We start from the raw sequence: 22,361 nt of genomic DNA, 5'->3' as shown, positions 1-22,361 counted from the left end.
CGGTCGAGTCCACGCTTCTGTACCGCGCGCTGATGCACCTGCTTTGTTTCACGTGAAACACACCTGGATCCCCGTAGTGGCCCACGGCAGGTCGAGCATCTCCAGATTCTCCCCTTGGCGTGCGCCACCCGGTGGCACGACGGCGAGGGCCGTCGCGGCGGCGATGCCGCGCAGCATGGCGGGGCCGTTGTAGTGCAGCGGTACCGCCCGGTCGGCACGCACGGTGACGGGGACGAGCCGGGTGTCGTACGGGTGCCCCTGCACCGCCTCCCGCACGGGCAGCACGTACGGCTCCGGGGCCGTGCGTCCCGCGAGGACGCGGAGCAGGGGCTCGGCGAGGGTGAACAGACCGGAGACGGCCGCCAGGGGGTTCCCGGGGAGCCCCACCAGGTGCTGTTCCTCCTTGGTCCGCGCCAGGAGCATGGGGTGGCCCGGCCGGACCTTGACGCCGTCCACGAGGAGTTCGGCGCCGATCCGGGCGAGGATCGGGTGCACGTGGTCGACGGGCCCCGCCGCGGTGCCCCCGGTGGTGACGATCAGGTCGGCGGAGGAGTCCCGCAGGGCCTCGTACAGGGCGTCGGCGTCGTCCCCGAGCCGGCGCACCGCTGTCACCTCGGCACCGAGCGCCCGCAGCCAGGACGGCAGCATCGGGCCGAGCGCGTCCCGGATCAGCCCCTCGTGCGGACGGCCCTCGGTGAGCAACTCGTCGCCCAGGACGAGCACGTCCACCCGGGGCCGGGGGAGGGTGGTGAGCGTGTCGTAGCCGGCGGCCGCGGCGAGCCCGAGCACGGCCGGTGTGATCCGGGTGCCGAGCGGCAGGAGCTGGTCGCCGTTGTGGCACTCCTGGCCACGGGACCGGATGTCCTGCCCGTGGTTCACCTCCCGGGTCGCGTGCAGCCGGCCTCCCGCGTCGGTGCGGCCGTGCTCGCTGCGCAGGATCGCGGTGGTGTCCGGGGGGATGCGGGCGCCGGTGGCGATACGGACGGCCTCGCCGTCGCTGAGCGGATCCAGCTGTGCGTGCCCGGCCAGGACGCCCTCGTCGCGCACGGCCCAGGGGCCGGGGCCCGCCACCGCCCAGCCGTCCATGGCGGAGGTGTCGAACGACGGCAGGTCGGTGAGGGCGGTGAGGGGTGCCGCGAGCACCAGGCCGAGGGCGTCGTCGAGGGCGACGGTGACCGGGGGACGGCGCCCGACGGACCGGGCGGCGCGCTCGGCGCGGGACCGGGCCCGCGGCCAGGCGGTCGCCGCGTGCGCCTCCTCGGTCGCGTGCGGCGCCCCGGAGGCGGGCGAGGAGCTCGGCGCCGTGACGGAGGGAGCGCGCCCTGGCCTGTCGTTGACCAAGGCGAGCGCCTCCTCCACGTACAGTTCCTCGGCGTCCTGGGCGGTCATCAGGCGTCCGCGCCCGGGCCGGCGTCGGGGGCGGAGGCCCCTCCGGTCCCGGGTCCCGTGCTGCGGGCGGCGCCGGCGGCCTCCTCGTCGGCCCAGCGGAGGGCGAGCGCGGCGGCCTTGCGCGCGGCCTCGGCGACCTCCTCCGGTCCTCCCTGGGCCCGGGCGGCGGCGTACCCCACGAGGAACGTGGTCAGCGGGGCCGCGGGGCGGGCCACCGAGTGCGCGGCGTCGCGGGCCAGATCGAGCAGGAGGCCGGTGTCGACGTCGAGGTCGATGCCCAGCTCGTCCTTGACTGCGGAAATCCATTCATCCAACACGTGCCCATGCTCCCTGATACGTGCCCGGGCGACGGTGATGTCCTCCCAGGTGTCGCAGTCGAACGACGCGACGGGGTCGGAAATGCGGGTGAGGTCCAGCGCGCCGGTGAGCCGCCGCAGGGGCAGTCCGGCCGGGCTGCCGTACTCGGCCGTCAGCGCGGCGAGTTCGCGGCGCAGGGCGTCGGACCGGTAGGCGGCGACGAGGGGTTGGTCGCGGCCGCCGGAATCGCTGAGCAGCACGCCCTCGGGGCGGGGGCTCCGGGTGGCCCCGGCGTGGAGGGCGCCCAGCAGCCGCCGTACCGTCGGCCGGTCGAGGAACGGCAGATCGGCGGAGAGCACGACGACGTAAGGAGCGGTGGTGTGCCCGAGTCCCGCCGCCAGCGCGGCGAGCGGACCGCCGCCGGGGGGCTCCTCTCGGGCCCACACCACCGGTCGCGCGGTGGTCCGCGGAGCGGCCACCACCACCGTGGTCCGGGCGTCGGAGCAGGCGGCCAGCACCCGGTCGAGCAGCGCGCGGCCGCCCACGCGCACACCGGGCTTGTCGGTGCCGCCGAGCCGCCGGGCGGCGCCTCCGGCGAGGACCACGGCGTCGAAGACGGGCCCGGCGCCGTCGTCCGCATCGGTGGCGCCGGGCTGTGGTTCGTCCGGTTCGTCCGGGGGGGCGTTCGCGGTCACCCCCCGAGTATGCGCGCTGTGGGAATCACAGAGAACGCAGGAGCACCGCCGGCTGTTCGACGCAGTCCGCCACGTACCGCAGGAAGCCGCCCGCCGTGCCGCCGTCGCACACCCGGTGGTCGAACGTGAGCGAGAGCTGGACGACCTGCCGCACGGCCAGTTCGCCCCGGTGCACCCACGGTTTGGCGACGATCCGGCCGACGCCGAGCATGGCCGCCTCGGGGTGGTTGATGATCGGGGTGGACCCGTCGACGCCGAACACCCCGTAGTTGTTCAGCGTGAAGGTCCCGCCGGTGAGCTGCGCGGGTGTCAGCGTCCCGGCCCGAGCCGCCTCCGTCAGCCGCGCGAACTCGGCGCTCAGCGATTCCGTGTCGCGCGCCTGGGCGTCCCGCACCACGGGGACGACGAGACCGCGCTCGGTCTGCGCGGCGAAGCCCAGGTGCACCTCGTCGAGCAGGACCACCTCGCGGGCACCGGTGTCCACCGTGGAGTTGAGCTCGGGGAAGCGGGCGAGCGCGGCGGTGCACACGCGCGCCAGGACGGCCAGGAGGGAGACCTTCGGTCCGCCGGCCGCGTTCATGGCCGTACGCGCGTTCAGGAGCTCCGTGGCGTCGGCGTCCACCCAGCAGGTGGCCTCCGGGATCTCCCGACGGCTGCGGGAGAGCTTGTCGGCGACGGCGCCCCGCACACCGCGGAGCGGGACACGGATGCCCGGTGCGGCGGGTGCGGCGGGTGCGGCGGGTGCGGCGGCCGACGGTGTCGCCGTCGGGGCGGGCGTCGCGACGGCCCGGAGCGCGCCCTCCACGTCGGCGCGCAGGACCAGTCCTTCGGGACCGGAGCCCGGCACGCTCCGCAGATCGAGGCCGTTACGCCGGGCCAGCCTGCGGACGAGGGGAGAGATGACCGGCACGGGCCCGTCGGCCGGACGGATGAGGGGCTGTTCCTGACGCTCCGTCCGCCCCGGCCGCACCCGTCGGCGCCGTGCGGGGGGCGCCCCGGTGCCGTAGCCCACCAGGACGTTCCCGGAACCGCCCCGGTCCTCGTCCGCGGGGTCGCCGACGGCGACCGTCAGCAGCGGGGCGCCGACCGGGAGTTCGGCGCCCTCCTCGCCGAAGCGCGCGGTGACCACGCCCCCGTACGGGCACGGCACCTCGACCATGGCCTTGGCCGTCTCGACCTCCACCACCGGCTGGTCGACGGCGACCACGTCCCCGACCCGGACCAGCCAGCGCACGATCTCCGCCTCGGTCAGCCCCTCGCCGAGGTCCGGCAGCCGGAACTCCAGCACCTGGGTCATCGGCCCTCCGCCTCCCACTGCAGGCGTCCCACGGCGTCCAGGACGCGGTCCACTCCGGGAAGGTGGTGCCGCTCCAGCATGGGCGGCGGGTACGGCACGTCGAGGCCGGCGACGCGCAGGACGGGCGCCTCCAGGTGGTGGAAGCACCGTTCGGTCACCCGGGCCGCCAGTTCGCCGCCGGGTCCGCCGAACCCGCCCGACTCGTGCACGACCACCGCGCGCCCGGTGCGCCGAACGGACGCGGCGACCGTCTCGTCGTCGAACGGCACCAGGGAGCGCAGGTCGACGACCTCCAGGTCCCAGCCCTCGGCGCGGGCCGCCTCGGCCGCCTCCAGGCACACGGGCACGGACGGCCCGTACGTGATCAGCGTGGCGCTGCGCCCCCGCCGCCGCACCACCGCCCGGCCGATCGGCTCGACCGCCTCCGGCTCCTCCGGGTTCCACGTGTCCTTCGACCAGTACAGCCGCTTGGGCTCCAGGAGGACGACCGGGTCGTCGGAGGCGATGGCGGCGCGCAGCAGCCCGTACGCGTCGGCGACGGTCGCGGGCGTGACGACGTGGAGCCCCGGGGTGGCCATGTAGTACGCCTCGGAGGAGTCGCTGTGGTGCTCCACACCGCCGATGCCGCCGCCGTACGGGACGCGGACGGTGATCGGCAGGGGCAGCGCACCGCGCGTGCGGTTGCGCATGCGGGCCACGTGCGAGACGAGCTGCTCGAACGCCGGGTAGGCGAAGGCGTCGAACTGCATCTCCACCACGGGCCGCAGTCCGTACATGGCCATGCCGACCGCCGTGCCGAGGATGCCCGCCTCGGCGAGCGGCGTGTCCGTGCAGCGGTCGTCGCCGAACTCCGCGGCGAGTCCGTCGGTGACCCGGAAGACGCCGCCGAGCGTGCCGACGTCCTCGCCCAGGACGTGCACCGCGGGGTCCGCGGCCATGGCGTCGCGCAGCGCGCGCGTGAGCGCCTGGGCCATGGTGGCGGGCTTGACGGCGACGGTGGTCATCGGTCCGCCCCCTGCGCCTCGGCGCCGGCCTCCAGCTCGGCCCGCAACTGCTCGCGCTGTTCGCGCAGTTGCGGCGTCGGCTCCGCGTACACGTGCGCGAACAGGTCCATGGGGTCGAGCACCGGGTCCTGGTTCATGCGCTCGCGCAGGTCCGCGGCCATCACCTCGGCGTCCTCGCGCGCGGCGCGTATCCCGTCCTCGTCGAGGAGCCCTCGCGCGGTGAGCTCCCGCTCCAGGAGCGCTACGGGATCGTGCGCGCGCCAGGCCGCCACCTCCGCGTCGTCCCGGTAGCGCGTCGCGTCGTCGGCGTTGGTGTGAGCGTCGACGCGGTAGGTCACGGCCTCGACGAGCGTCGGGCCGCCGCCCGCGCGCGCGTGGGCCAGCGCCTCGGTCAGGACCTGGTGCACGGCGGCCGCGTCGTTGCCGTCCACCAGGCGGCCGGGCATGCCGTACCCGACGGCCTTGTGGGCCAGGGAGGGGGCGGCGGTCTGCTTGTCCAGCGGGACGGAGATCGCGAAGCCGTTGTTCTGCACCAGGAAGACGACCGGGGCCTGCCAGACGGCCGCGAAGTTCAGCGCCTCGTGGAAGTCGCCCTCACTGGTGCCGCCGTCGCCGACCAGCGCCAGCGCGACCACGTCGTCGCCCTTCAGGCGCGCGGCGTGCGCGAGGCCGACGGCGTGCGGGAGCTGGGTCGCCAGGGGCGTGCTCAGCGGCGCGACCCGGTGCTCGCGGGGGTCGTAGCCGGTGTGCCAGTCGCCGCGCAGGAGGGTGAGGGCCTCGACCGGGTCGACGCCCCGGGCCACGACGGCGAGGGTGTCGCGGTAACTCGGGAAGAGCCAGTCGCGCTCCGTCAGGGCGAGCGCGGCGGCCACCTCGCAGGCCTCCTGCCCGGTGCTGGAGGGGTAGACGGCGAGTCGGCCCTGCTTGGTCAGGGCGGTCGCCTGCGTGTTGTACCGGCGGCCGCGCACCAGGCCCGCGTAGAGCCGGCGCAGCAGTGCGGGGTCCGCCCCGGCGGCCGCCCCGGTGCCCAGGACGCGGTACGGGAGGGCGTCGGGCAGCAGCGGCGCGGGATCCGTTCGGGGCTGCCAGGCGGGCGGGGGCGTGGGCCGGTGGGCGCCCCGCTGCTCCGTGACCGTCATGACGGCACCTCCTCGTGGGAGCGGCTTCACGAGGCGCGCCGGATGTGACCCGCCTCACCTACCGATTGTTCGGTCGTCGGCACATTTTGGCTACAGGCACCGCCAGGCTGTGGACAAACGGTTCTCCACAGCCTGTGATGGACGCAGTACGTCCATGGCAGGGAGGTGGGGGGACATGGCACCTGAACAAATGGCCGAGCCGCCCGAGCCCGGCCCGCCCCTGCCGCCTCCCCGTCCGCTGGACGCGATCGACCGCGACATCCTGCAGATCCTGCAGGCGGACGGCCGCTCCTCGATACGCTCCGTGGCCGAGCGCGTGCACGTCTCCCGCGCCAACGCCTACGCCCGCATCAACCGTCTCGTGGAGGACGGCGTGATCCGCGGGTTCGGCGCCCGCGTCGACCACGAACGCGCGGGTCAAGGCACGTCCGCGTACATCACCCTCAAGATTGTCCAGAATTCCTGGCGCACGGTCCGCGAGCGGCTCAGAGCGCTGCCGGGCGCGTCCCACATCGCCCTGGTGGGCGGCGACTTCGACGTCCTGCTGCTGGTGCACACCCCGGACAACAGAGCCCTGCGCGAGCTGGTGCTCACCCGGCTCCAGGCCATCCCCGAAGTTCTCAGCACGCGCACGCTGCTGGTGTTCGAGGAGGAGGACCTGGAGCCCGACGGCTGACCTGACGGGTCCTCCCGCCCGCCTCCCGCCTCAGCCCTCCGCGCGCAGCCCCCCGAACACCAACAGGACGACGGCGTCGGCGACCTCGCGCTCGCCCACGCCCCGGCTGTCCGGCCGGTACCACTCGACGATCGAGTTGATCATCCCGAAGACCAGCCGGGTCGCGAGGCGCACCTCCACGTCGGCGCGCACGTCCCCGTCGGCGGCCGCGGCCCGCAGCAGTTCGGCGACGCGGTGGTCGAACTCCCGGCGCCGCTCCAGCGCCCATCGCTCGGTGTCGGTGTTGCCGCGCACCCGCAGCAGCAGGGTCACGTACGGCAGTTCGGCGGTGAGCACCTCGACCATGCGCCGCACCACGTACTCGAGGCGTTCCACGGCACGCCCCGCGCGCGCGTGCTCCTCGTCGAGGATGCCGAAGAGCCCGTCGAGCGCCCTGCTGACGGCGCGGCGCAGCAGCTCCTCCTTGCCCGCGACATGGTGGTAGATCGAGGACTTGGAGATGCCGGCCGCCTTGGAGAGGTGCTCCATGGAGGTGCCGTCGTAACCGCGTTCGTTGAAGACCTGGACGGCGACGGAGAGCAGCGTCTCGGGGGTGTACGTGTCGCGCTTGGCGGTGGTCATGCGGTGTCCTCCCGCTGGTCGGAGGCGTGGCCGTGGCGGTACAGCGCGAGCGAGGGCGCGTAGCGGCCGCCGGGCTCGCGCAGGTGCAGTTCCTCGAGGAGGTCGTGCGCCCAGGTCCGGCCCAGCCGCCGGCTCCACTGGAACGGTCCCGCCGGGTAGCTGACCCCCAGCCGCATCGCGGTGTCGACGTCCTCCGCGGTGGCGACGCCCTTGGCGACGGCGTCGTACGCGAGGTCGACGATCCGTGCCACCGTGCGGGCCACGATCATGCCGGGCACGTCACCGATCACGCTGACGTCCTTGCCGAGGGCCTGGAACAGGCCGGTCGCCTCGGAGAGGGTCCGCGGCGAGGTCTCCTGGGAGGCGGACAGGGCGATGCGGGTCGCCGTGCGGTAGTCGTACGCGAGGTCGAAGTAGACGACGTCACGGAACTCCACGGACGTCTGGCCGTCGGCGAGGACCAGCTGGCCGCCGCTCGGCAGCACGAGGCGGGTGCCGTGGTCCTCGTCCTCCTCGCGGACGGGGACGCCCGCCTCGCGGATCAGCGCGAGAAGCTCGGCCGCGGGGCCCAGGTCGCCCTCGACGACGACGTACGCGGGCGCCTGGGCCCGCTCCGCGGTGTGCGGTTCGGGCCGCTCGGCGCCGTCCGCGTAGTCGTACCAGCCCCGCCCGGTCTTGCGGCCGTGGCGGCCGGACTCGACGAGCCGCCGCTGGGCGAGCGAGGGCGTGAAGCGCACGTCCCGGAAGAAGGCCCGCCACACGGAGTGGGTGACCGACTCGTTGACGTCCTGCCCGATCAGGTCGGTCAGTTCGAAGGCGCCCATCCGGAAGCCGCCGCACTCGCGCAGTACCGCGTCGATGGTCGCCGGATCGGCGCCCTGGGCCTCGTACACCGCGAACGCCTCGGCGTAGAAGGGCCGTGCGATGCGGTTGACGATGAACCCGGGGGTGTCCGCGCAGGCGACCGGGGTCTTGCCCCAGGCCCGGGCCGTCTCGTACGCGCGCGTGGCCGACGTGACGTCGGTCGCGGACCCGGAGACCACTTCGACGAGGGGCAGCAGCGGCGCCGGGTTGAAGAAGTGCAGCCCGACGAGCCGACCCGGGTGGCGCAGGGCACCGCCGACGGCCGTGACGGAGAGGGAGGAGGTGTTGGTGGCGAGCAGGCAGTCCTCGGCGACGACGTCCTCCAGCGCGCGGAAGAGCTCCTGCTTCACGTCGAGGCGTTCGAGCACCGCCTCGACGACGAGGCCGCAGTCCGCGAGCTCGGCGAGGCTGTCGGCGGGGTGCAGCCCGGCCCGTGCCGCGTCCCGGTCGGCGGCGCCGAGCCGCTCCTTCTCGACGAGCCGGTCGAGGCGGGCGCCGATCGCGTCGGCCGCTTCCCGGGCGCGGCCGGGGACGGCGTCGTACAGCCGTACGGGGTGGCCCGCGACCAGCGCGACCTGGGCGATGCCCTGGCCCATGGTGCCCGTGCCGACCACGGCCACGGGGCTGCTGGGGTCGAGTGCTGTCATGTGCGCGATCCTCCCGCACGCCGTCGTCCACAGATGCGGCGGACCCCCTTGTCCCGACCGATCGTTCGGTTACTCTAACCCTGTCGTCCGTTCCCGTCCCTGTTTCCGCCCAGGTCATGAGTTCGACGAGGAGCTCATGAGACGAGGAGTTGGTCCCCCATGGCCGCCGAACTCACCGCCCACGAAGTGATCGCCACGCACCGGCCCACCCTCGACCAGGCGCTGGAAGCGATCCGCACGCGCGCGTACTGGTCCCCGCACCCCGAACACCCCAAGGCGTACGGCGAGCGGGGCAGCCTGAGCCCCGCGGACGGCAGGGCGGCCTTCGACGCCCTCCTCGGCACCCGCCTCGACCTGGGCCAGCCGGGCACGGACGACTGGGTCGGCGGCGAGGTCTCGCCGTACGGCGTCGAGCTGGGCGTCACGTACCCGCACGCGGACGTGGAGGTGCTGCTGCCCGCCATGCGCGCGGGACAGGGCGCCTGGCGCGACGCGGGCCCGGAGCTGCGCGCCGCGGTCTGTCTGGAGATCCTCCGGCTCATCGGCGACCGCACGCACGAGATCGCGCACGCGGTGATGCACACCAGCGGCCAGGCGTACCTGATGGCCTTCCAGGCGGGCGGTCCCCATGCGCAGGACCGCGGTCTGGAGGCGGTCGCGTACGCCTACGCCGAGCAGACGCGCACCCCCGACACCGCCGAGTGGACCAAGCCCCAGGGCAAGCGGGACCCGCTGGTGCTGACCAAGGCGTTCCGGGCCGTCCCGCGCGGCATCGCCCTGCTCATCGGCTGCAACACCTTCCCGACGTGGAACGGCTACCCGGGCCTGTTCGCGTCCCTGGCCACCGGGAACGCGGTCCTGGTGAAGCCCCATCCGCGCGCGGTGCTGCCGCTCGCGCTCACCGTGCGCATCGCCCGCGAGGTGCTCGCCCGGGCGGGCTTCGATGCCAACCTGGTGACGCTGGCCGCCGAGCGGCCGGACGAGGGCATCGCCAGGGAGCTGGCCGTGCGCCCGGAGATCCGCATCGTCGACTACACGGGCTCGACCGCCTTCGGCGACTGGCTGGAGGCGAACGCCCGCCAGGCGCAGGTGTACACCGAGAAGGCCGGCGTCAACACGGTCCTCGTGGAGTCCACGGACGACTACCAGGGCATGCTGGCCAACCTGGCCTTCTCGCTCTCCCTCTACAGCGGCCAGATGTGCACCACCCCGCAGAACCTGCTCGTCCCCCGCGACGGCATCACCACGAACGAGGGCGCCAAGTCGTACGACGAGGTCGTCGCCGACCTCGCGAGGGCGGTGGACGGCCTGCTCGGGGACGACGCGCGCGCGAACGCCCTGCTCGGCGCGATCGTCAACCCGGACGTGAAGGCCCGCCTGGAGGCCGCCGCGGGGCTCGGCGAGGTGGCCCTCGCCTCGCGCGCGATCACCCACCCGGAGTTCCCGGACGCCGTCGTCCGCACCCCGCTGATCGTGAAGCTCGACGACGCCAAGCCGGACGACGAGGCGGCCTTCATGAGCGAGTGCTTCGGACCGGTCTCCTTCGCGGTCGCGGTGGACTCGGCGGCCGACGCGGTGGACCTGCTGCGCCGGACGGTCCGCGAGAAGGGCGCGATGACGGTCGCCGCGTACACGACCTCGCAGGACGTCGAGCGGGACGTCGAGGAGGTCTGCCTGGAAGAGGCCGCCCAGCTCTCCCTCAACCTCACGGGCGGGGTCTACGTCAACCAGACGGCCGCGTTCTCCGACTTCCACGGCTCGGGCGGCAACCCCGCGGCCAACGCCGCGCTGTGCGACGCGGCGTTCGTGGCGAACCGCTTCCGCGTGGTGGAGGTGCGCAGGCCGGGCTAGGGGGCGACCGGTGCGCCCCCGCCGGCGCTCCAGTGGAACAGCGTCATGGCCACACTGGTCGCGAGGTTGTAGCTGGAGACCTGGGGGCGCATCGGCAGGGACACCAGGTGGTCGGTGCGGTCCCGGACCTCCGCGGAGAGCCCGCTGCGTTCGGAGCCGAAGGCGAGCACGGCGTCGTCCGGGAGCTTCACCCCGCGGATGTCGTCGCCCTCCGGGTCGAGGGCGAACACCGGTCCCGGTGGCAGTTCGTCCGGGCCCAGCCGCTCCACGGTGGTCGCGAAGTGCAGGCCCGCCCCGCCGCGGACGACCGTGGGGTGCCAGGGGTCGAGCGTGCCGGTGGTGACCACACCGGTCGCCCCGAAGCCGGCCGCGAGGCGGATCACGGCTCCGGCGTTGCCGAGGTTGCGCGGGTTGTCGAGGACGACCACGGGCGCGGTGCGCGGCGTGCGGGCCAGGGCCCGCAGGCCCGCCTCCCGCGAGGGCCGGATCGCCAGGGCGGCCACGGCGGTGGGGTGCGGGCGCGGCACCAGTGCCGCGTACACGGTCTCCGGAACCTCCGTCAGCAGCCCGTCGAGCGTGTCCCGCACGTCCGGGCCCAGCTCGTCGGCGAGGCCGAGCGCCGCCCGCCGGTCAGTCGCGACGGCCAGCGGCACCTCGGCCCCGAAGCGCACCGCGTGCTTGAGGGCGTGGAAGCCGTCGAGCAGGACGGCTGTCTCGGCGAGCCGCCGCCAGTCACGTACCGGATCGTTCATGTGCGCAGCCTACGGGCGCGTGCCCGGCCGCCCCGTGGGCGCTCGGCCGGCGCGCGCCCGGCAGGGGGAGCCCGCCGTCCGCGGCGCCCTCACCGTCCCCGGCACCTCCGCCTGCCTGCATGTCCCCGGTGTCCCCGGTGACCCCGGTGTCCCCGGTGTCCTTACGGGCAAGGCGCCCGAAGAGCCTCCCCCGCGCGCGTGCCACCCCCGCGCCCAGCCTCCTGAGGAAGGACGTCGGCAGGAACACCGCGTCGGCGGCGATCATCGCGAGCGAGAAGAACGGCAGGCCCAGGACGACGGCGATGGCGGCGTGCTCGGTGATCATGACGGTCAGGAGCACGTTCTTGACGCGCCGGTTGAAGAGCGTGAACGGGAACGCGACCTGCGCGACGACCGTCCCGTACGTCACCAGCATCACCAGCGTGCCGTTCGACGTCAGCAGGTCCGACAGGGCCGGCCAGGGCGAGAAGTAGTCCAGGTGCAGGGGGTAGTGCACCGCGGTGCCGTCCTGCCAGCGCGACCCCTGGACCTTGTACCAGCCGGCCGTGGCGTAGATCAGGCACGTCTCCGCCATGATCACGAGCAGGGCCGCGTTGTGGACGGCATTGGCGACCAGGTCGAGCACCGCGCGTGGCTCGGCCCCGCGCGCACGGTGCCCGGCGAACCACCACAGCCCCTGCACGGCCCACAGGCCCCAGAAGACGACCAGCCAGCCGGCGCTCAGCCGGCCGAGGAGCGAGACGAGGAGCAGGGAGACGCCGAGCACGCCCCACAGGACGGGCCCCGCCCTGTCCGGCGCGACCCGCTCCCCACGCGCGCGTGCGGCACTGTCACGCCCCGACCGGCGTGCGTCCAGGGACCAGACCAGGCCGCAGCGCGTGAGCACCAGGTAGATCGCCATGAGGTGGATGACGTTGTCGCCGCCGTCCCCCATGAAGACGCTGCGGTTCTGCAGCGAGAGCACGCCGACCATGAACAGCACGCTCATGGTGCGGGTGCGCCAGCCCAGCAGCAACAGGGCGCTGGACAGGACGGCCAGTGCGTAGACGGCCTCGAACCAGATGCGGCTGTCGGACCACATCAGGACGCTGAAGGCCTCGTTGCCCGCGATGAGCTGCTGGGCGAGGTCCCAGCTCCAGGGACCGTCGGGCCCGTACATCTCGTGCCGGTGCGGGATCTCGCGCAGCAGGAACAGCAGCCAGGTACCGGCGAAGCCGATGCGGACGACGGCCGTCTGGTACGGCCCGAGCGCGCGGTCCGTGACCCGGGCGACGCCCCGGCCGGCCGCCGCGGCGAACCGGCCCCTCACCTGCCCGCTCCCGTCCGGTCCTGCTCGGTCACCGGCCACCAGGGCAGCTCACGTACGACGGGCTTGTCGGACACCTGCTCCTCGCTCCACTGAGGCGGCTGCACACTGGTGGTACGGGAACGGACCTGGACGCGTTCGAGGGTCCCGCCCCGTCCCGCGGCGTCCTCCCGCTCCAGGCGCATGACGACGACGCGACGCAGGTACCGCTCGGACAGCTCGCCGCGCCGGCCCGAGGGACGGCCTTCGTCGTCGTGCGAGGCCAGGTAGAAGTCGAAGGCCCGGCGCAGCTCGTTCTGCTGGGTGTGGCTCGGCAGCGGGTTGCCGTCGATGGCCTCGCCGTCCAGCGCGGAGAGGTCGTACCAGCCGGTCGTCCGGACGCCGCCCCCCGCGGTGTCCACCTCGGCACGCACCTGCACCGCGACGTTCTGCTGCAGCGGGTTCGGCGCGAACAGTTTCCAGTTCTGTTCGAACTCCGGGTAGACCCATGCGTCGATCGTCCGGCCGTGCTGCTTGGTCACCGTGTTCTCGGGCGCGACGTGCAGGAACACCATCCCGATGTGCACACAGGCGACCACTGCGACGACCGCCAGCGCGAGCACGACGAGGATCTGGGAGGGCAGGGAGAGCGCGGCGACGCCGGCGGGTCTCCCGGCGTCCGCGACCGGCGGATCGACCGCCCGCCGCGGGCCGGCCGGTGGGCCGGCCGGCGTCGGGGACCGGTCGTCCGGGGAGCGGGGAGCGGGCGGGCGTATGCCGGGGACGTCCGGTTCCGGGCCGTCGCCGGACCTCGTGGAGGGGGAACCGCCCGGCGCGTCCGGACCGTGCGAGGCATCGGGCCCGCGCGGGGCGCCCCGTCCGTGCGAGGCGTCCGAGCCCTCGTCGTGCGCGTTCATTCCGCCCCGATCCCCACTGTCCGGCCCGCTCGGCTGTGTGGCGACCGAACCTCGCCCGGCACCGTTCCTGCCGGCCGCCGGGCACCGCGCCACCGTGTTCGCACCGGCACGGTACTCAGACCCGCCCGCCCGGCGCAGCCGCTGCGGGCACAGCGGTCCTATCAACACACCGCTCACACGGCTGGACATGAGTTGTCCACAGCGGTTGACACCTTACGGCGACTCGACCCACCATGGATCCTGAGCGAACCGAACGATCGGTCGGGAGCGAATGAGAGGTCGAGGTGGACCGATGGCGACAGCAGCGCACCGGACGGCCCGGACGCATCCGGACGACCGGACGGACGGGTCCGCGCTCGCGACAGCGGACACGGCCTCGCCCACGACCGCGTACGAGGCCGCCTTCGACGCCGCCGTCGCGGCCGACGAGCGCATCGAGCCCCGCGACTGGATGCCCGACGCCTACCGCTCCACGCTCGTCCGCCAGATCGCCCAGCACGCGCACTCCGAGATCATCGGCATGCAGCCGGAGGCCAACTGGATCACGCGAGCACCCTCCCTGCGCCGCAAGGCGATCCTCATGGCGAAGGTCCAGGACGAGGCGGGCCACGGCCTGTACCTGTACAGCGCGGCCGAAACCCTCGGCACCAGCCGCGACGAGCTCCTCGACAAGCTGCACAGCGGCCGCCAGAAGTACTCCTCGATCTTCAACTACCCCACGCTGACCTGGGCGGACGTCGGCGCGATCGGCTGGCTGGTGGACGGCGCCGCGATCACCAACCAGGTCCCGCTGTGCCGCTGCTCGTACGGCCCGTACGCACGCGCGATGGTCCGCATCTGCAAGGAGGAGTCCTTCCACCAGCGCCAGGGGTACGAGCTGCTGCTCGCCCTGAGCCGGGGCACCCCCGAGCAGCACGCCATGGCGCAGGACGCGGTGGACCGCTGGTGGTGGCCGTCCCTGATGATGTTCGGCCCGCCCGACGACGAGTCACAGCACTCCGCTCAGTCGATGGCCTGGAAGATAAAACGCCACTCGAACGACGAACTGCGCCAGCGCTTCGTGGACATCTGCGTCCCCCAGGCCGAGTCACTCGGCCTCACGCTCCCCGATCCGGAGCTGAGGTGGAACGAGGAGCGTGGCCACCACGACTTCGGCCCGATCGACTGGACGGAGTTCCGGCAGGTCCTGAAGGGCAACGGCCCGTGCAACGACCAGCGGATCGACCAGCGCAGGCGCGCCCACGAGGAGGGCGCCTGGGTACGGGAGGCGGCCGCGGCGTACGCGGCCAAGCACACCGGTGAGGCAGGAGTGAGGCAGGCATGACGGACACCGACTGGCCCCTGTGGGAGGTCTTCGTACGTGCGCGGCGCGGCCTCGCGCACACCCACGCCGGCAGCCTGCACGCCCCGGACGCCGCGCTGGCCCTGCGCAACGCGCGCGACCTCTACACCCGCCGCGGCGAGGGCGTCTCCCTCTGGGTCGTGCCGTCCGCCGCCATCACGGCGTCCTCGCCCGACGAGAAGGACCCGTTCTTCGAACCGGCCGCCGACAAGCCGTACCGGCACCCCACGTTCTACGAGATCCCGGAGGGGGTGCGGCACCTGTGACGGCCACCACCGCTGCGCCCGCCGCGCTCGCCCTCGGCGACGACGCCCTGGTGCTCTCCCACCGTCTGGGCGAGTGGGCGGGTCACGCCCCCGTCCTGGAGGAGGAGGTCGCCCTCGCCAACATCGCCCTGGACCTGCTGGGCCAGGCGCGGGCGCTGCTGTCGATGGCCGGCGAGGAGGACGAACTGGCGTACCTGCGCGAGGAGCGCGCCTTCCGCAACCTCCAGCTCGTCGAGCAGCCGAACGGCGACTTCGCCCACACCATCGCCCGCCAGCTCTACTTCTCCACCTACCAGCGGCTGCTGTACGGGCAACTGGCCGCCGGGGGCACCGCGTTCGCCGGACTGGCGGCCAAGGCCGTGAAGGAGGTCGCTTACCACCAGGACCACGCCGAGCAGTGGACGCTGCGCCTCGGCGACGGCACGGACGACAGCCACCGGCGGATGCAGCGGGCGTGCACGGCGCTGTGGCGCTTCACCGGGGAGATGTTCCAGCCGGTGGACGGCCTGGACGGGGTGGACCGGGAAGGGCTGCGGGCCGCCTGGGAGGATTCCGTCGGGGAGGTACTCCGACGAGCCACCCTCACGGTCCCCGAAGGACCCCGGTCGGGGGCCTGGACGGCGGGTGCCGGGCGCCAGGGCCTGCACACCGAGCCCTTCGGCCGGATGCTCGCCGAGATGCAGCACCTGCACCGCAGCCACCCGGGAGCGTCATGGTGACCACCTCGACCCCGCTGGAGGCGGAGCTGCTCCGGCTGGCCGGATCCGTGCCCGATCCCGAGCTGCCCGTCCTCACCCTGCACGAGCTGGGAGTCGTCCGCGCGGTCCACGTCCGCTCGGCGGACTCGGTGGAGGTGGAGCTGACGCCGACGTACACGGGGTGCCCCGCCGTCGAGGCCATGTCCACCGACATCCAGCGGGCGCTGCACGCGTACGGGATGCGGGAGGTGGCCGTCCGCACCGTCTTCGCACCGCCCTGGTCGACGGACGACATCACACCCGAAGGGCGGCGAAAGCTCCACGAGTTCGGCATAGCGCCACCCCGTACGAGCCGGGCCCCGGGGCCCGTCCCGCTGACCATCGGCCCCACCCGCGCCGGCGCACCGCCCCAGGCCCGGCACGCGGGCGCGTACGGGGCCGCGGACACGCATCCGGACCCGGTGCGCTGCCCGCACTGCGGGTCGGCCGACACCGAGCTGCTCAGCCGTTTCTCGTCCACCGCGTGCAAGGCGCTGCGCCGGTGCCTGGCCTGCCGCGAACCGTTCGACCACTTCAAGGAGGTGTGATGGCCCGCTTCCACACGCTCCCGGTGGCCGCGGTCGACCGGCTGACGGACGACTCCGTGGCGCTCACCCTCGCGGTACCGCCCGCACTGCGCGAGGAGTACCGGCACCTGCCCGGCCAGCACCTGGCCCTGCGCCGCACCGTCGACGGCACCGAGATCCGCCGTACGTACTCGATCTGCTCCCCTGCGCCGGCGCCCGGCACCGACGGCCCCCGCACGCTACGGGTCGGCGTGCGGCTGGTCGAGGGCGGCGAGTTCTCCACGTACGCGCTGAAGGAGATCGCCGTCGGCGACGAGCTGCAGGTGATGACCCCCGCCGGGCGTTTCACCCTGGAGCCCGCGCCCGGGCTGTACGCCGCGGTGGTGGGCGGGAGCGGCATCACGCCCGTGCTGTCGATCGCGACGACCCTGCTGGAGCGGGCGCCGGAGGCCCGGTTCTGTCTGGTCCGCAGCGACCGGACGGCGGCGTCGACGATGTTCCTGGAGGACGTCGCCGACCTCAAGGACCGCTTCCCGGACCGGTTCCAGCTGGTCACGGTGCTCTCCCGGGAGGAACAGCAGGCCGGCCCGCCGTCCGGGCGGCTCGACCGGGAGCGGCTGGCCGGGCTGCTGCCGGCGCTGCTGCCCGTCCAGCGGGTCGCGGGGTGGTTCCTGTGCGGGCCGTTCGGACTGGTGCGGGAAGCGGAGCGGGCGCTGCGCGGCCTCGCCATCCCCCGGACCCGTATCCATCAGGAGATCTTCCACGTGGAGGCCACCGCACCGGCCGTCACGGCGTCCGCGACCACGGCCGCCCCGGTGCACAGCACGGTCACCGCACGTCTCGACGGCCGCGGCGGCACCTGGCCCGTGCGCGAGCACGAGTCCCTCCTGGACACGGTGCTGCGCAACCGCTCCGACGCGCCCTACGCCTGCAAGGGCGGGGTGTGCGGAACCTGCCGGGCCTTCCTGGTCTCGGGCGACGTCCGTATGGACCGGAACTTCGCGCTGGAACCCGAGGAGACCGCGGCCGGCTACGTGCTGGCCTGCCAGTCGCATCCGGTCACGGAGCAGGTGGAGCTGGACTTCGACCGGTGAGGGCCGAAAGACCCGGAGCCGGCCGTACGCCGCGTCAGAGGACGAAGCCCGGCTGCCCCTGGTCGTCCAGGACCGGGCGCCCGCCGGCCGCCCAGGCCTGCATGCCACCGTCGACGTTCACGGCGTCGACACCCTGCTGCGCCAGGTACATCGTGACCTGCGCCGACCGTCCACCGCTGCGGCAGATCACAGCGACCCGGCCGTCCGCCGGCGCCGCCTCGGTGAGCTCGCCGTACCGCGCCACGAACTCGCTGATGGGGATGTGCAGCGCCCCCTCGGCGTGACCCGCCCGCCACTCGTCGTCCTCGCGGACGTCCAGCAGGAAGTCGCCGTCCTTCAGGTCCGCGACCTGGACCGTGGGCACACCAGCTCCGAAATGCATGCGGACGACGCTACCCGACCGCCGGAAGTCCGCGGCGCACAGCCCATGGCCCGCGGCGCGGCTACTCCTGCGCCAGGATCCGCGTCAGCTCCGCCTCCCGCTCGGCCACCTGGGCGAGCAGCTGCTCGGCGATCTCGTCGAGGAGACGGTCGGGGTCGTCCGGCGCCAGGCGGAGCATCGCGCCGATCGCTCCCTCCTCCAGCTCACGGGCGACCAGGGCGAGCAGCTCCTTGCGCCGGGCGAGCCACTCGAGGCGGGCGTACAGCTCCTCACTGGGGCTGGGCGTGCGCTCCGCGGGCACGGGACCGGCGTCCCACTCCGCGGACAGCTCCCGCAGCAGCGCCTCGTCCCCCCGGCCGTAGGCGGCGTTGACCCGGGCGATGAACTCGTCACGCCGCCTGCGCTCGCCCTCGTCCTGCGCCAGGTCCGGGTGGGCCCTGCGGACGAGCTCCCGGTAGAGCCTGCGGGCCTCCTCGCTCGGCCGCACCCGCTCCGGGGGCCGTACGGGCTGTTCGGTGAGCATGGCAGCGGCCTCGGGGAACAGGCCGTCCGAGTCCATCCAGCCGTGGAACAGCTCCTCCACGCCCGGCATGGGCATGACCCGTGCCCGGGCCTCCTGAGCCGCGCGGACGTCCTCCGGGGCCCCGGTGCGCGCGGCCTTCGCCTCGGCGATCCGCGCGTCCAGCTCGTCGAGCCGTGCGTACATCGGCCCGAGCTTCTGGTGGTGCAGCCGCGAGAAGTTCTCCACCTCGACGCGGAAGGTCTCCACCGCGATCTCGAACTCGATCAACGCCTGTTCGGCCGCCCGCACGGCCCGCTCCAGCCGCATCTCGGGCCGCCGGCCCTCGTCATGGGCTTCGGCACCGGCGTCGGCATCGACCACGGGCTGGGGCGGGGACTGATCGGCTTCCGGGCTCGTCACCCGACCAGCGTAGGCCACGCCCGGCCGGCCCGGCCGCCGCCTCACACTCCCGACTCCGCCGCCACCCGCCCCTCCTTGACCGCGGTCACGAGAGCGGTGTGATCCGCCTCCGTACGGTCCGCGTAGGCGACGGCGAACGCCGCCACGGCCTCGTCCAGTTCCTCGTTCTTGCCGCAGTAGCCGGCCAGGAGGCGGGGATCGGCGCTGTGCGTATGGGCACGGGCCAGGAGGGCGCCGGTCATCCGGGCGTAGTCGTCGATCTGGTCGGCGGCCAGCGCGGCCGGGTCGACGCTGCCCTTGCGGTTGCGGAACTGGCGCACCTGGAAGGGACGCCCGTCGGCCGTGGTCCAGCCGAGCAGGTTGTCGCTGACGACCTGCATGCGCTTCTGGCCGAGGACCACCCGCCGCCCCTCGTGCGCCACCTCCGGCGCCTCGAAACCGGCCTCCACCAGGTGCGGGACCAACGCCGAGGGGCGCGCCTCCTTGACCTGGAGGACGAGCGGCTCCCCCCGGTGGTCCTGGAGCAGGACCACGTACGAGCGCGCGCCCACGCTGCCCGTGCCGACGATGCGGAACGCGACGTCCTGCACCGCGTACCGGGCGAGCAGCGGCAGCCGGTCCTCCGGCAGGGTGTCCAGGTACCCCTCCAGGGAGGCGGCCACCGCGGCGGCCTCCGCGCCGGGCACCCGGTGCAGCACCGGCGGCGCCTGCACGAAACGGCGGGTGCCGTCCTCCAGCACCTCCGTCGACTTCGCCGCGAACCGCCCGCTGGTGTTCGCCCGCGCCTTCTCCTGCACCCGCTCCAGCGTGCCGAGCAGGTCACGGGCGTCGGTGTAGGAGACCAGCTCCTCGTCCGCGATGGCGTTCCACGCGTCGAGCGCCGGCATCCTGGCGAGCAGCCGCACCGTGCGGCGGTACGCGCCCACCGCGTCCAGCGCCGCCTCCAGGCACCGGCCCTCGTTCGCCCCCGCCTCGCGCCCGGCCAGCACGAGCGAGGTGGCGAGCCGCTTGAGGTCCCACTCCCAGGGCCCGTGGACGGTCTCGTCGAAGTCGTTCAGATCGATGACGAGCCCGCCGCGCGCGTCCCCGTACAGCCCGAAGTTCCCCGCGTGCGCGTCACCGCATATCTGGGCGCCGATGCCCGTCATGGGCGTCCGGGCGAGGTCGTACGCCATGAGCCCGGCCGCACCCCGGAGGAACGAGAACGGTGTCCTGGCCATCCTGCCGACCCGTATCGGCGTCAGCTCGGGGATCCGGCCCCGGTTGGACTCCGCCACGGCGGCCACCACGTCCGGGCGCCCGGCGTCGAGCACCAGTTCGGCGTGGGCCGCGCGCCGCACCCGCTCGCGCAGCGCCTTCCCCTCCGCCTTGGGCGAGTCCCGCGAGGGCCGGCGCGCGAAACCGCGTATCCAGGGCACCCGCGCCCCGCCCGGCCCCTCCGGCCCCTGCGCCACCGCCTCCGCCGTACCGGTCCCGGTCACCGCGACCGCCTCCCCCCGCGCATGCACACCGATGCGTGACGACCGTACAGCCGCTCGACGGGACGCGTCAGACCCTGTGGACAACGGCCGAGCCGCACGGGCCGTCCACCGGCGGTCAACCGGGGCCGACCGGACTCCACGACGGCAAACTCGTGCGATCCGGTGGGAGCGGGTGCACCTCGGGGCAGCGTGGGCCGCGCCCCGCACGACGGTTGCGGGCGTCTTGCGACGACGTTCGACCGAGGACAGCATGCTCCCGGCGATGTCGTCCGCATCAGCCGGTTGCTGCAGAGAGAGGTGCGCCCCGTGCTCGTCCGCCCGGCGGCTCCCGGTGACATCGAGGCCGTCGCCGACATCTACGCCCACTACGCCACCAAGACGCTGGTCACGTTCGACGAGACACCGCGGAGCACGGACGACTGGCTGCGGCTGCTGAAGGACCGGAACGACCGCGGCCTCCCCTTCCTCGTCGCCGATCTCGCCGATCTCGCCGGTCCTCCGGTTGCCGGCTACGCGTACGCCGCTCCCTGGCGTCCCAAGCCCGCCTACCGGCACACGGCCGAGGACACCGTCTACCTCGCGCCGGGGCACACCGGCCGCGGGCTGGGCACGGCCCTGCTGGACGCGTTGCTGAGGGAGTCCGCCGCGACCGGGATCCGCCGGATGATCGCGGTGATCGCCGACACCGGGGACGGCGGCTCGGTCGCCCTGCACCGCCGTCTCGGTTTCACCGAGGCCGGCCGCCTCACGGCCGTCGGCCACAAACACGGCCGGTGGATCGACACGCTGCTCATGGAACGCGCTCTGGACACGGGCACGAACACGAACACGAGCGAGCGCTGAGGATGAACACACGTTGAACGAGCACCGGTTGACACACCCGCCCCTCGGGCCCCGACCGTGAGATACCTCACCATCGGCCCCGACCTGCGACACCGATCCGCCCCCTGACCGCACCCGGGCAACGAGAAAGGGCCCCCACCGGACTTTCGTCCTGGTGGAGACCCTTCCCGCTGTGCGCGAGGGGGGAGTTGAACCCCCACGCCCTTGCGGGCACTGGAACCTGAATCCAGCGCGTCTGCCTATTCCGCCACCCGCGCATTGGGTGTGTCTTCCGGCTCCCGCCCCTTTCGGCGCGGCGCCTTCTGACATGCAGAAGATTAGCACGCTGGAGCGGGTGGATTCACATCCCTTGTTTCCCCCCGCCCGCCCGGGGCTCCCGTCCCGGCAGCTCAGCCCCCACACGCCACCCACCACCGCCCGCGCGCTCCCCGCTCACCACCCCTCCCGCAACCGCCCGACCTCCCGCTCGCTCCGGCACGCCCCTCGCGCGGCTCCCCCGCCATGTACCGGCACCTGCTGGTTCACGTATCAACCTCGTACCGGTCCCGGCCATCTCCCCTGCGGAGGGCAGGGTCCACAGCCGGGTGCGGGACACTGGTCTCGCGTCACCTCTACGATCCTTGGCAGAAGCACCGCGGGACCTACCGCAGAACGGCTGCGGGACGAGGCACCGAGGAGTTCGAACACGGGCTCCGACGGGAATTCGGGAGGGGACTTCAGTGGGCGTCGACACCCGTCGACCGGGCCGACAGGGGGAACCAGCCGATTTCCCGGCGCGTGGATACGATCAGTAAGCAGTACGTACGCGGTACGCAGGACGACAACGACGGAGGAGGTGCCCCATGGGAGTCCTGAAGCGTTTCGAGCAGCGTCTCGAAGGTCTGGTCAACGGCACCTTCGCCAAGGTGTTCAAGTCCGAGGTGCAGCCGGTGGAGATCGCCGGAGCGCTCCAGCGGGAGTGCGACAACAACGCGACCATCTGGAACCGCGACCGGACCGTCGTGCCCAACGACTTCATCGTGGAGCTGAGCACGCCGGACTACGAGCGCCTCAGCCCTTACTCCGGCCAGCTCGGCGACGAGCTCGCCGGCATGGTGCGCGACTACGCCAAGCAGCAGCGCTACACCTTCATGGGCCCCATCAAGGTGCACCTGGAGAAGGCGGACGACCTCGACACCGGTCTGTACCGGGTGCGCAGCCGTACGCTCGCCTCCTCCAGCAGCCAGCAGGCGCCCACCTCCGCCCCGGCCGGCCCGCCCGGAGCCGGCGCCGGCGGCCCCGGCGGCTACGGCTATCCGCCCGCCGCACCCGCACCGGCCCCGCCGATGCCCTC

General features: G+C 73.6%; 22 protein-coding genes and 1 tRNA gene. 9 read left to right on the top strand and 14 right to left on the bottom strand.

From position 1 onward, the window contains the following. Positions 1–48 precede the first annotated feature (48 nt). From UW392_RS64820 to pdhA, 5 genes are read right to left on the bottom strand one after another with little or no spacing between them, the layout of a single operon-like run. The gene (locus UW392_RS64820) at positions 49–1,389 is read right to left on the bottom strand and encodes a molybdopterin molybdotransferase MoeA (protein WP_320784856.1); all 1,341 of its coding nucleotides are present in this window, start codon (positions 1,387–1,389) and stop codon (positions 49–51) included. Then, the gene (locus tag UW392_RS64815; RefSeq protein WP_414497810.1) at positions 1,389–2,381 is read right to left on the bottom strand and encodes an NTP transferase domain-containing protein; all 993 of its coding nucleotides are present in this window, start codon (positions 2,379–2,381) and stop codon (positions 1,389–1,391) included. The genes UW392_RS64820 and UW392_RS64815 overlap by 1 nt, the downstream gene beginning before the upstream one ends. Before the next feature lie 25 nt (positions 2,382–2,406). Next, positions 2,407–3,678: a dihydrolipoamide acetyltransferase family protein gene (locus UW392_RS64810; RefSeq protein ID WP_320784855.1), complete on the bottom strand. Its 1,272-nt coding sequence runs from the start codon at positions 3,676–3,678 to the stop codon at positions 2,407–2,409. Beyond that, positions 3,675–4,682 carry an alpha-ketoacid dehydrogenase subunit beta gene (locus UW392_RS64805; RefSeq protein WP_320784854.1) on the bottom strand — a complete coding sequence of 336 codons (1,008 nt, stop codon included), beginning with the start codon at positions 4,680–4,682 and terminating at the stop codon, positions 3,675–3,677. The genes UW392_RS64810 and UW392_RS64805 overlap by 4 nt, the downstream gene beginning before the upstream one ends. Continuing rightward, positions 4,679–5,821 carry a pyruvate dehydrogenase (acetyl-transferring) E1 component subunit alpha gene (gene pdhA / locus UW392_RS64800; RefSeq protein ID WP_320784853.1) on the bottom strand — a complete coding sequence of 381 codons (1,143 nt, stop codon included), beginning with the start codon at positions 5,819–5,821 and terminating at the stop codon, positions 4,679–4,681. The genes UW392_RS64805 and pdhA overlap by 4 nt, the downstream gene beginning before the upstream one ends. A gap of 190 nt (positions 5,822–6,011) precedes the next feature. On the opposite strand from pdhA, the gene UW392_RS64795 reads away from it, so the two are divergent. Beyond that, positions 6,012–6,497: an Lrp/AsnC family transcriptional regulator gene (locus tag UW392_RS64795; RefSeq protein WP_320784886.1), complete on the top strand. Its 486-nt coding sequence runs from the start codon at positions 6,012–6,014 to the stop codon at positions 6,495–6,497. Between the two features lie 30 nt (positions 6,498–6,527). On the opposite strand, the gene UW392_RS64790 is transcribed toward UW392_RS64795, so the two are convergent. Both UW392_RS64790 and UW392_RS64785 read right to left on the bottom strand, forming a co-directional pair. Beyond that, complete coding sequence (locus UW392_RS64790) at positions 6,528–7,118, bottom strand: TetR/AcrR family transcriptional regulator (RefSeq protein WP_320784852.1); 591 nt, start codon at positions 7,116–7,118, stop codon at positions 6,528–6,530. After that, positions 7,115–8,629 (bottom strand): 3-hydroxyacyl-CoA dehydrogenase, encoded by a 1,515-nt coding sequence (locus tag UW392_RS64785; protein WP_320784851.1) that lies wholly within the window; start codon positions 8,627–8,629, stop codon positions 7,115–7,117. Before UW392_RS64785 ends, UW392_RS64790 begins: the two co-directional genes overlap by 4 nt. A gap of 159 nt (positions 8,630–8,788) precedes the next feature. On the opposite strand from UW392_RS64785, the gene paaN reads away from it, so the two are divergent. Beyond that, on the top strand, positions 8,789–10,480 hold the full coding sequence (gene paaN, locus UW392_RS64780) for a phenylacetic acid degradation protein PaaN (protein WP_320784850.1): 1,692 nt from the start codon (positions 8,789–8,791) through the stop codon (positions 10,478–10,480). On the opposite strand, the gene UW392_RS64775 is transcribed toward paaN, so the two are convergent. Genes UW392_RS64775 through UW392_RS64765 form a run of 3 tightly spaced genes read right to left on the bottom strand, consistent with a single transcriptional unit; the run spans position 10,477 to position 13,434 of the window. Then, positions 10,477–11,232: a TrmH family RNA methyltransferase gene (locus UW392_RS64775; RefSeq protein WP_320784849.1), complete on the bottom strand. Its 756-nt coding sequence runs from the start codon at positions 11,230–11,232 to the stop codon at positions 10,477–10,479. The genes paaN and UW392_RS64775 overlap by 4 nt on opposite strands. Then, on the bottom strand, positions 11,213–12,541 hold the full coding sequence (locus tag UW392_RS64770) for an HTTM domain-containing protein (protein WP_320784848.1): 1,329 nt from the start codon (positions 12,539–12,541) through the stop codon (positions 11,213–11,215). The genes UW392_RS64775 and UW392_RS64770 overlap by 20 nt, the downstream gene beginning before the upstream one ends. After that, the gene (locus UW392_RS64765; RefSeq protein WP_320784847.1) at positions 12,538–13,434 is read right to left on the bottom strand and encodes a DUF5819 family protein; all 897 of its coding nucleotides are present in this window, start codon (positions 13,432–13,434) and stop codon (positions 12,538–12,540) included. Before UW392_RS64765 ends, UW392_RS64770 begins: the two co-directional genes overlap by 4 nt. A gap of 292 nt (positions 13,435–13,726) precedes the next feature. On the opposite strand from UW392_RS64765, the gene paaA reads away from it, so the two are divergent. The 5 genes from paaA to UW392_RS64740 are packed head-to-tail and all read left to right on the top strand — an operon-like array spanning position 13,727 to position 17,400. Next, positions 13,727–14,758: a 1,2-phenylacetyl-CoA epoxidase subunit PaaA gene (paaA, locus tag UW392_RS64760; RefSeq protein ID WP_320784846.1), complete on the top strand. Its 1,032-nt coding sequence runs from the start codon at positions 13,727–13,729 to the stop codon at positions 14,756–14,758. Next, a complete protein-coding gene (paaB, locus tag UW392_RS64755) occupies positions 14,755–15,042 on the top strand; it encodes a 1,2-phenylacetyl-CoA epoxidase subunit PaaB (protein WP_320784845.1) in 288 nt (95 codons plus the stop codon). The genes paaA and paaB overlap by 4 nt, the downstream gene beginning before the upstream one ends. Then, positions 15,039–15,761, top strand: a complete 723-nt coding sequence (paaC, locus tag UW392_RS64750; RefSeq protein WP_320784844.1) for a 1,2-phenylacetyl-CoA epoxidase subunit PaaC — start codon at positions 15,039–15,041, stop codon at positions 15,759–15,761. The genes paaB and paaC overlap by 4 nt, the downstream gene beginning before the upstream one ends. Then, a complete protein-coding gene (paaD, locus tag UW392_RS64745) occupies positions 15,758–16,327 on the top strand; it encodes a 1,2-phenylacetyl-CoA epoxidase subunit PaaD (RefSeq protein WP_414497821.1) in 570 nt (189 codons plus the stop codon). Before paaC ends, paaD begins: the two co-directional genes overlap by 4 nt. Beyond that, positions 16,327–17,400 (top strand): 2Fe-2S iron-sulfur cluster-binding protein, encoded by a 1,074-nt coding sequence (locus UW392_RS64740; RefSeq protein ID WP_320784842.1) that lies wholly within the window; start codon positions 16,327–16,329, stop codon positions 17,398–17,400. Before paaD ends, UW392_RS64740 begins: the two co-directional genes overlap by 1 nt. 34 nt (positions 17,401–17,434) lie before the next feature. Here UW392_RS64740 and UW392_RS64735 read toward each other — a convergent pair whose 3' ends face one another. The 3 genes from UW392_RS64735 to UW392_RS64725 form a co-directional block, all read right to left on the bottom strand. Next, a complete protein-coding gene (locus UW392_RS64735) occupies positions 17,435–17,764 on the bottom strand; it encodes a rhodanese-like domain-containing protein (RefSeq protein ID WP_320784885.1) in 330 nt (109 codons plus the stop codon). A 79-nt stretch (positions 17,765–17,843) separates the two neighbouring features. Continuing rightward, a complete protein-coding gene (locus UW392_RS64730) occupies positions 17,844–18,704 on the bottom strand; it encodes a hypothetical protein (protein ID WP_414497804.1) in 861 nt (286 codons plus the stop codon). A gap of 41 nt (positions 18,705–18,745) precedes the next feature. Beyond that, entirely contained in the window at positions 18,746–20,185 is a 1,440-nt protein-coding gene (locus UW392_RS64725) for a DUF2252 domain-containing protein (RefSeq protein ID WP_320784841.1), read from the bottom strand. A 306-nt stretch (positions 20,186–20,491) separates the two neighbouring features. Between UW392_RS64725 and UW392_RS64720 the strand changes: the two genes are divergently transcribed. Then, positions 20,492–21,028, top strand: a complete 537-nt coding sequence (locus UW392_RS64720) for an N-acetyltransferase family protein (protein ID WP_320784840.1) — start codon at positions 20,492–20,494, stop codon at positions 21,026–21,028. 173 nt (positions 21,029–21,201) lie between these two features. Here the strand turns inward: UW392_RS64720 and UW392_RS64715 are convergent. Further along, positions 21,202–21,285, bottom strand: a tRNA-Leu gene (locus UW392_RS64715). A gap of 585 nt (positions 21,286–21,870) precedes the next feature. Here UW392_RS64715 and UW392_RS64710 point away from each other — a divergent pair. Next, on the top strand, positions 21,871–22,361 hold a 491-nt coding region (locus UW392_RS64710; protein WP_320784839.1), incomplete at its 3' end, for a DUF3662 domain-containing protein.

This window comes from Streptomyces sp. CRN 30, assembly GCF_034105845.1.
Note: the sequence above shows the minus strand (reverse complement) of the source record. Positions and strands in the feature narration are given on the sequence as shown.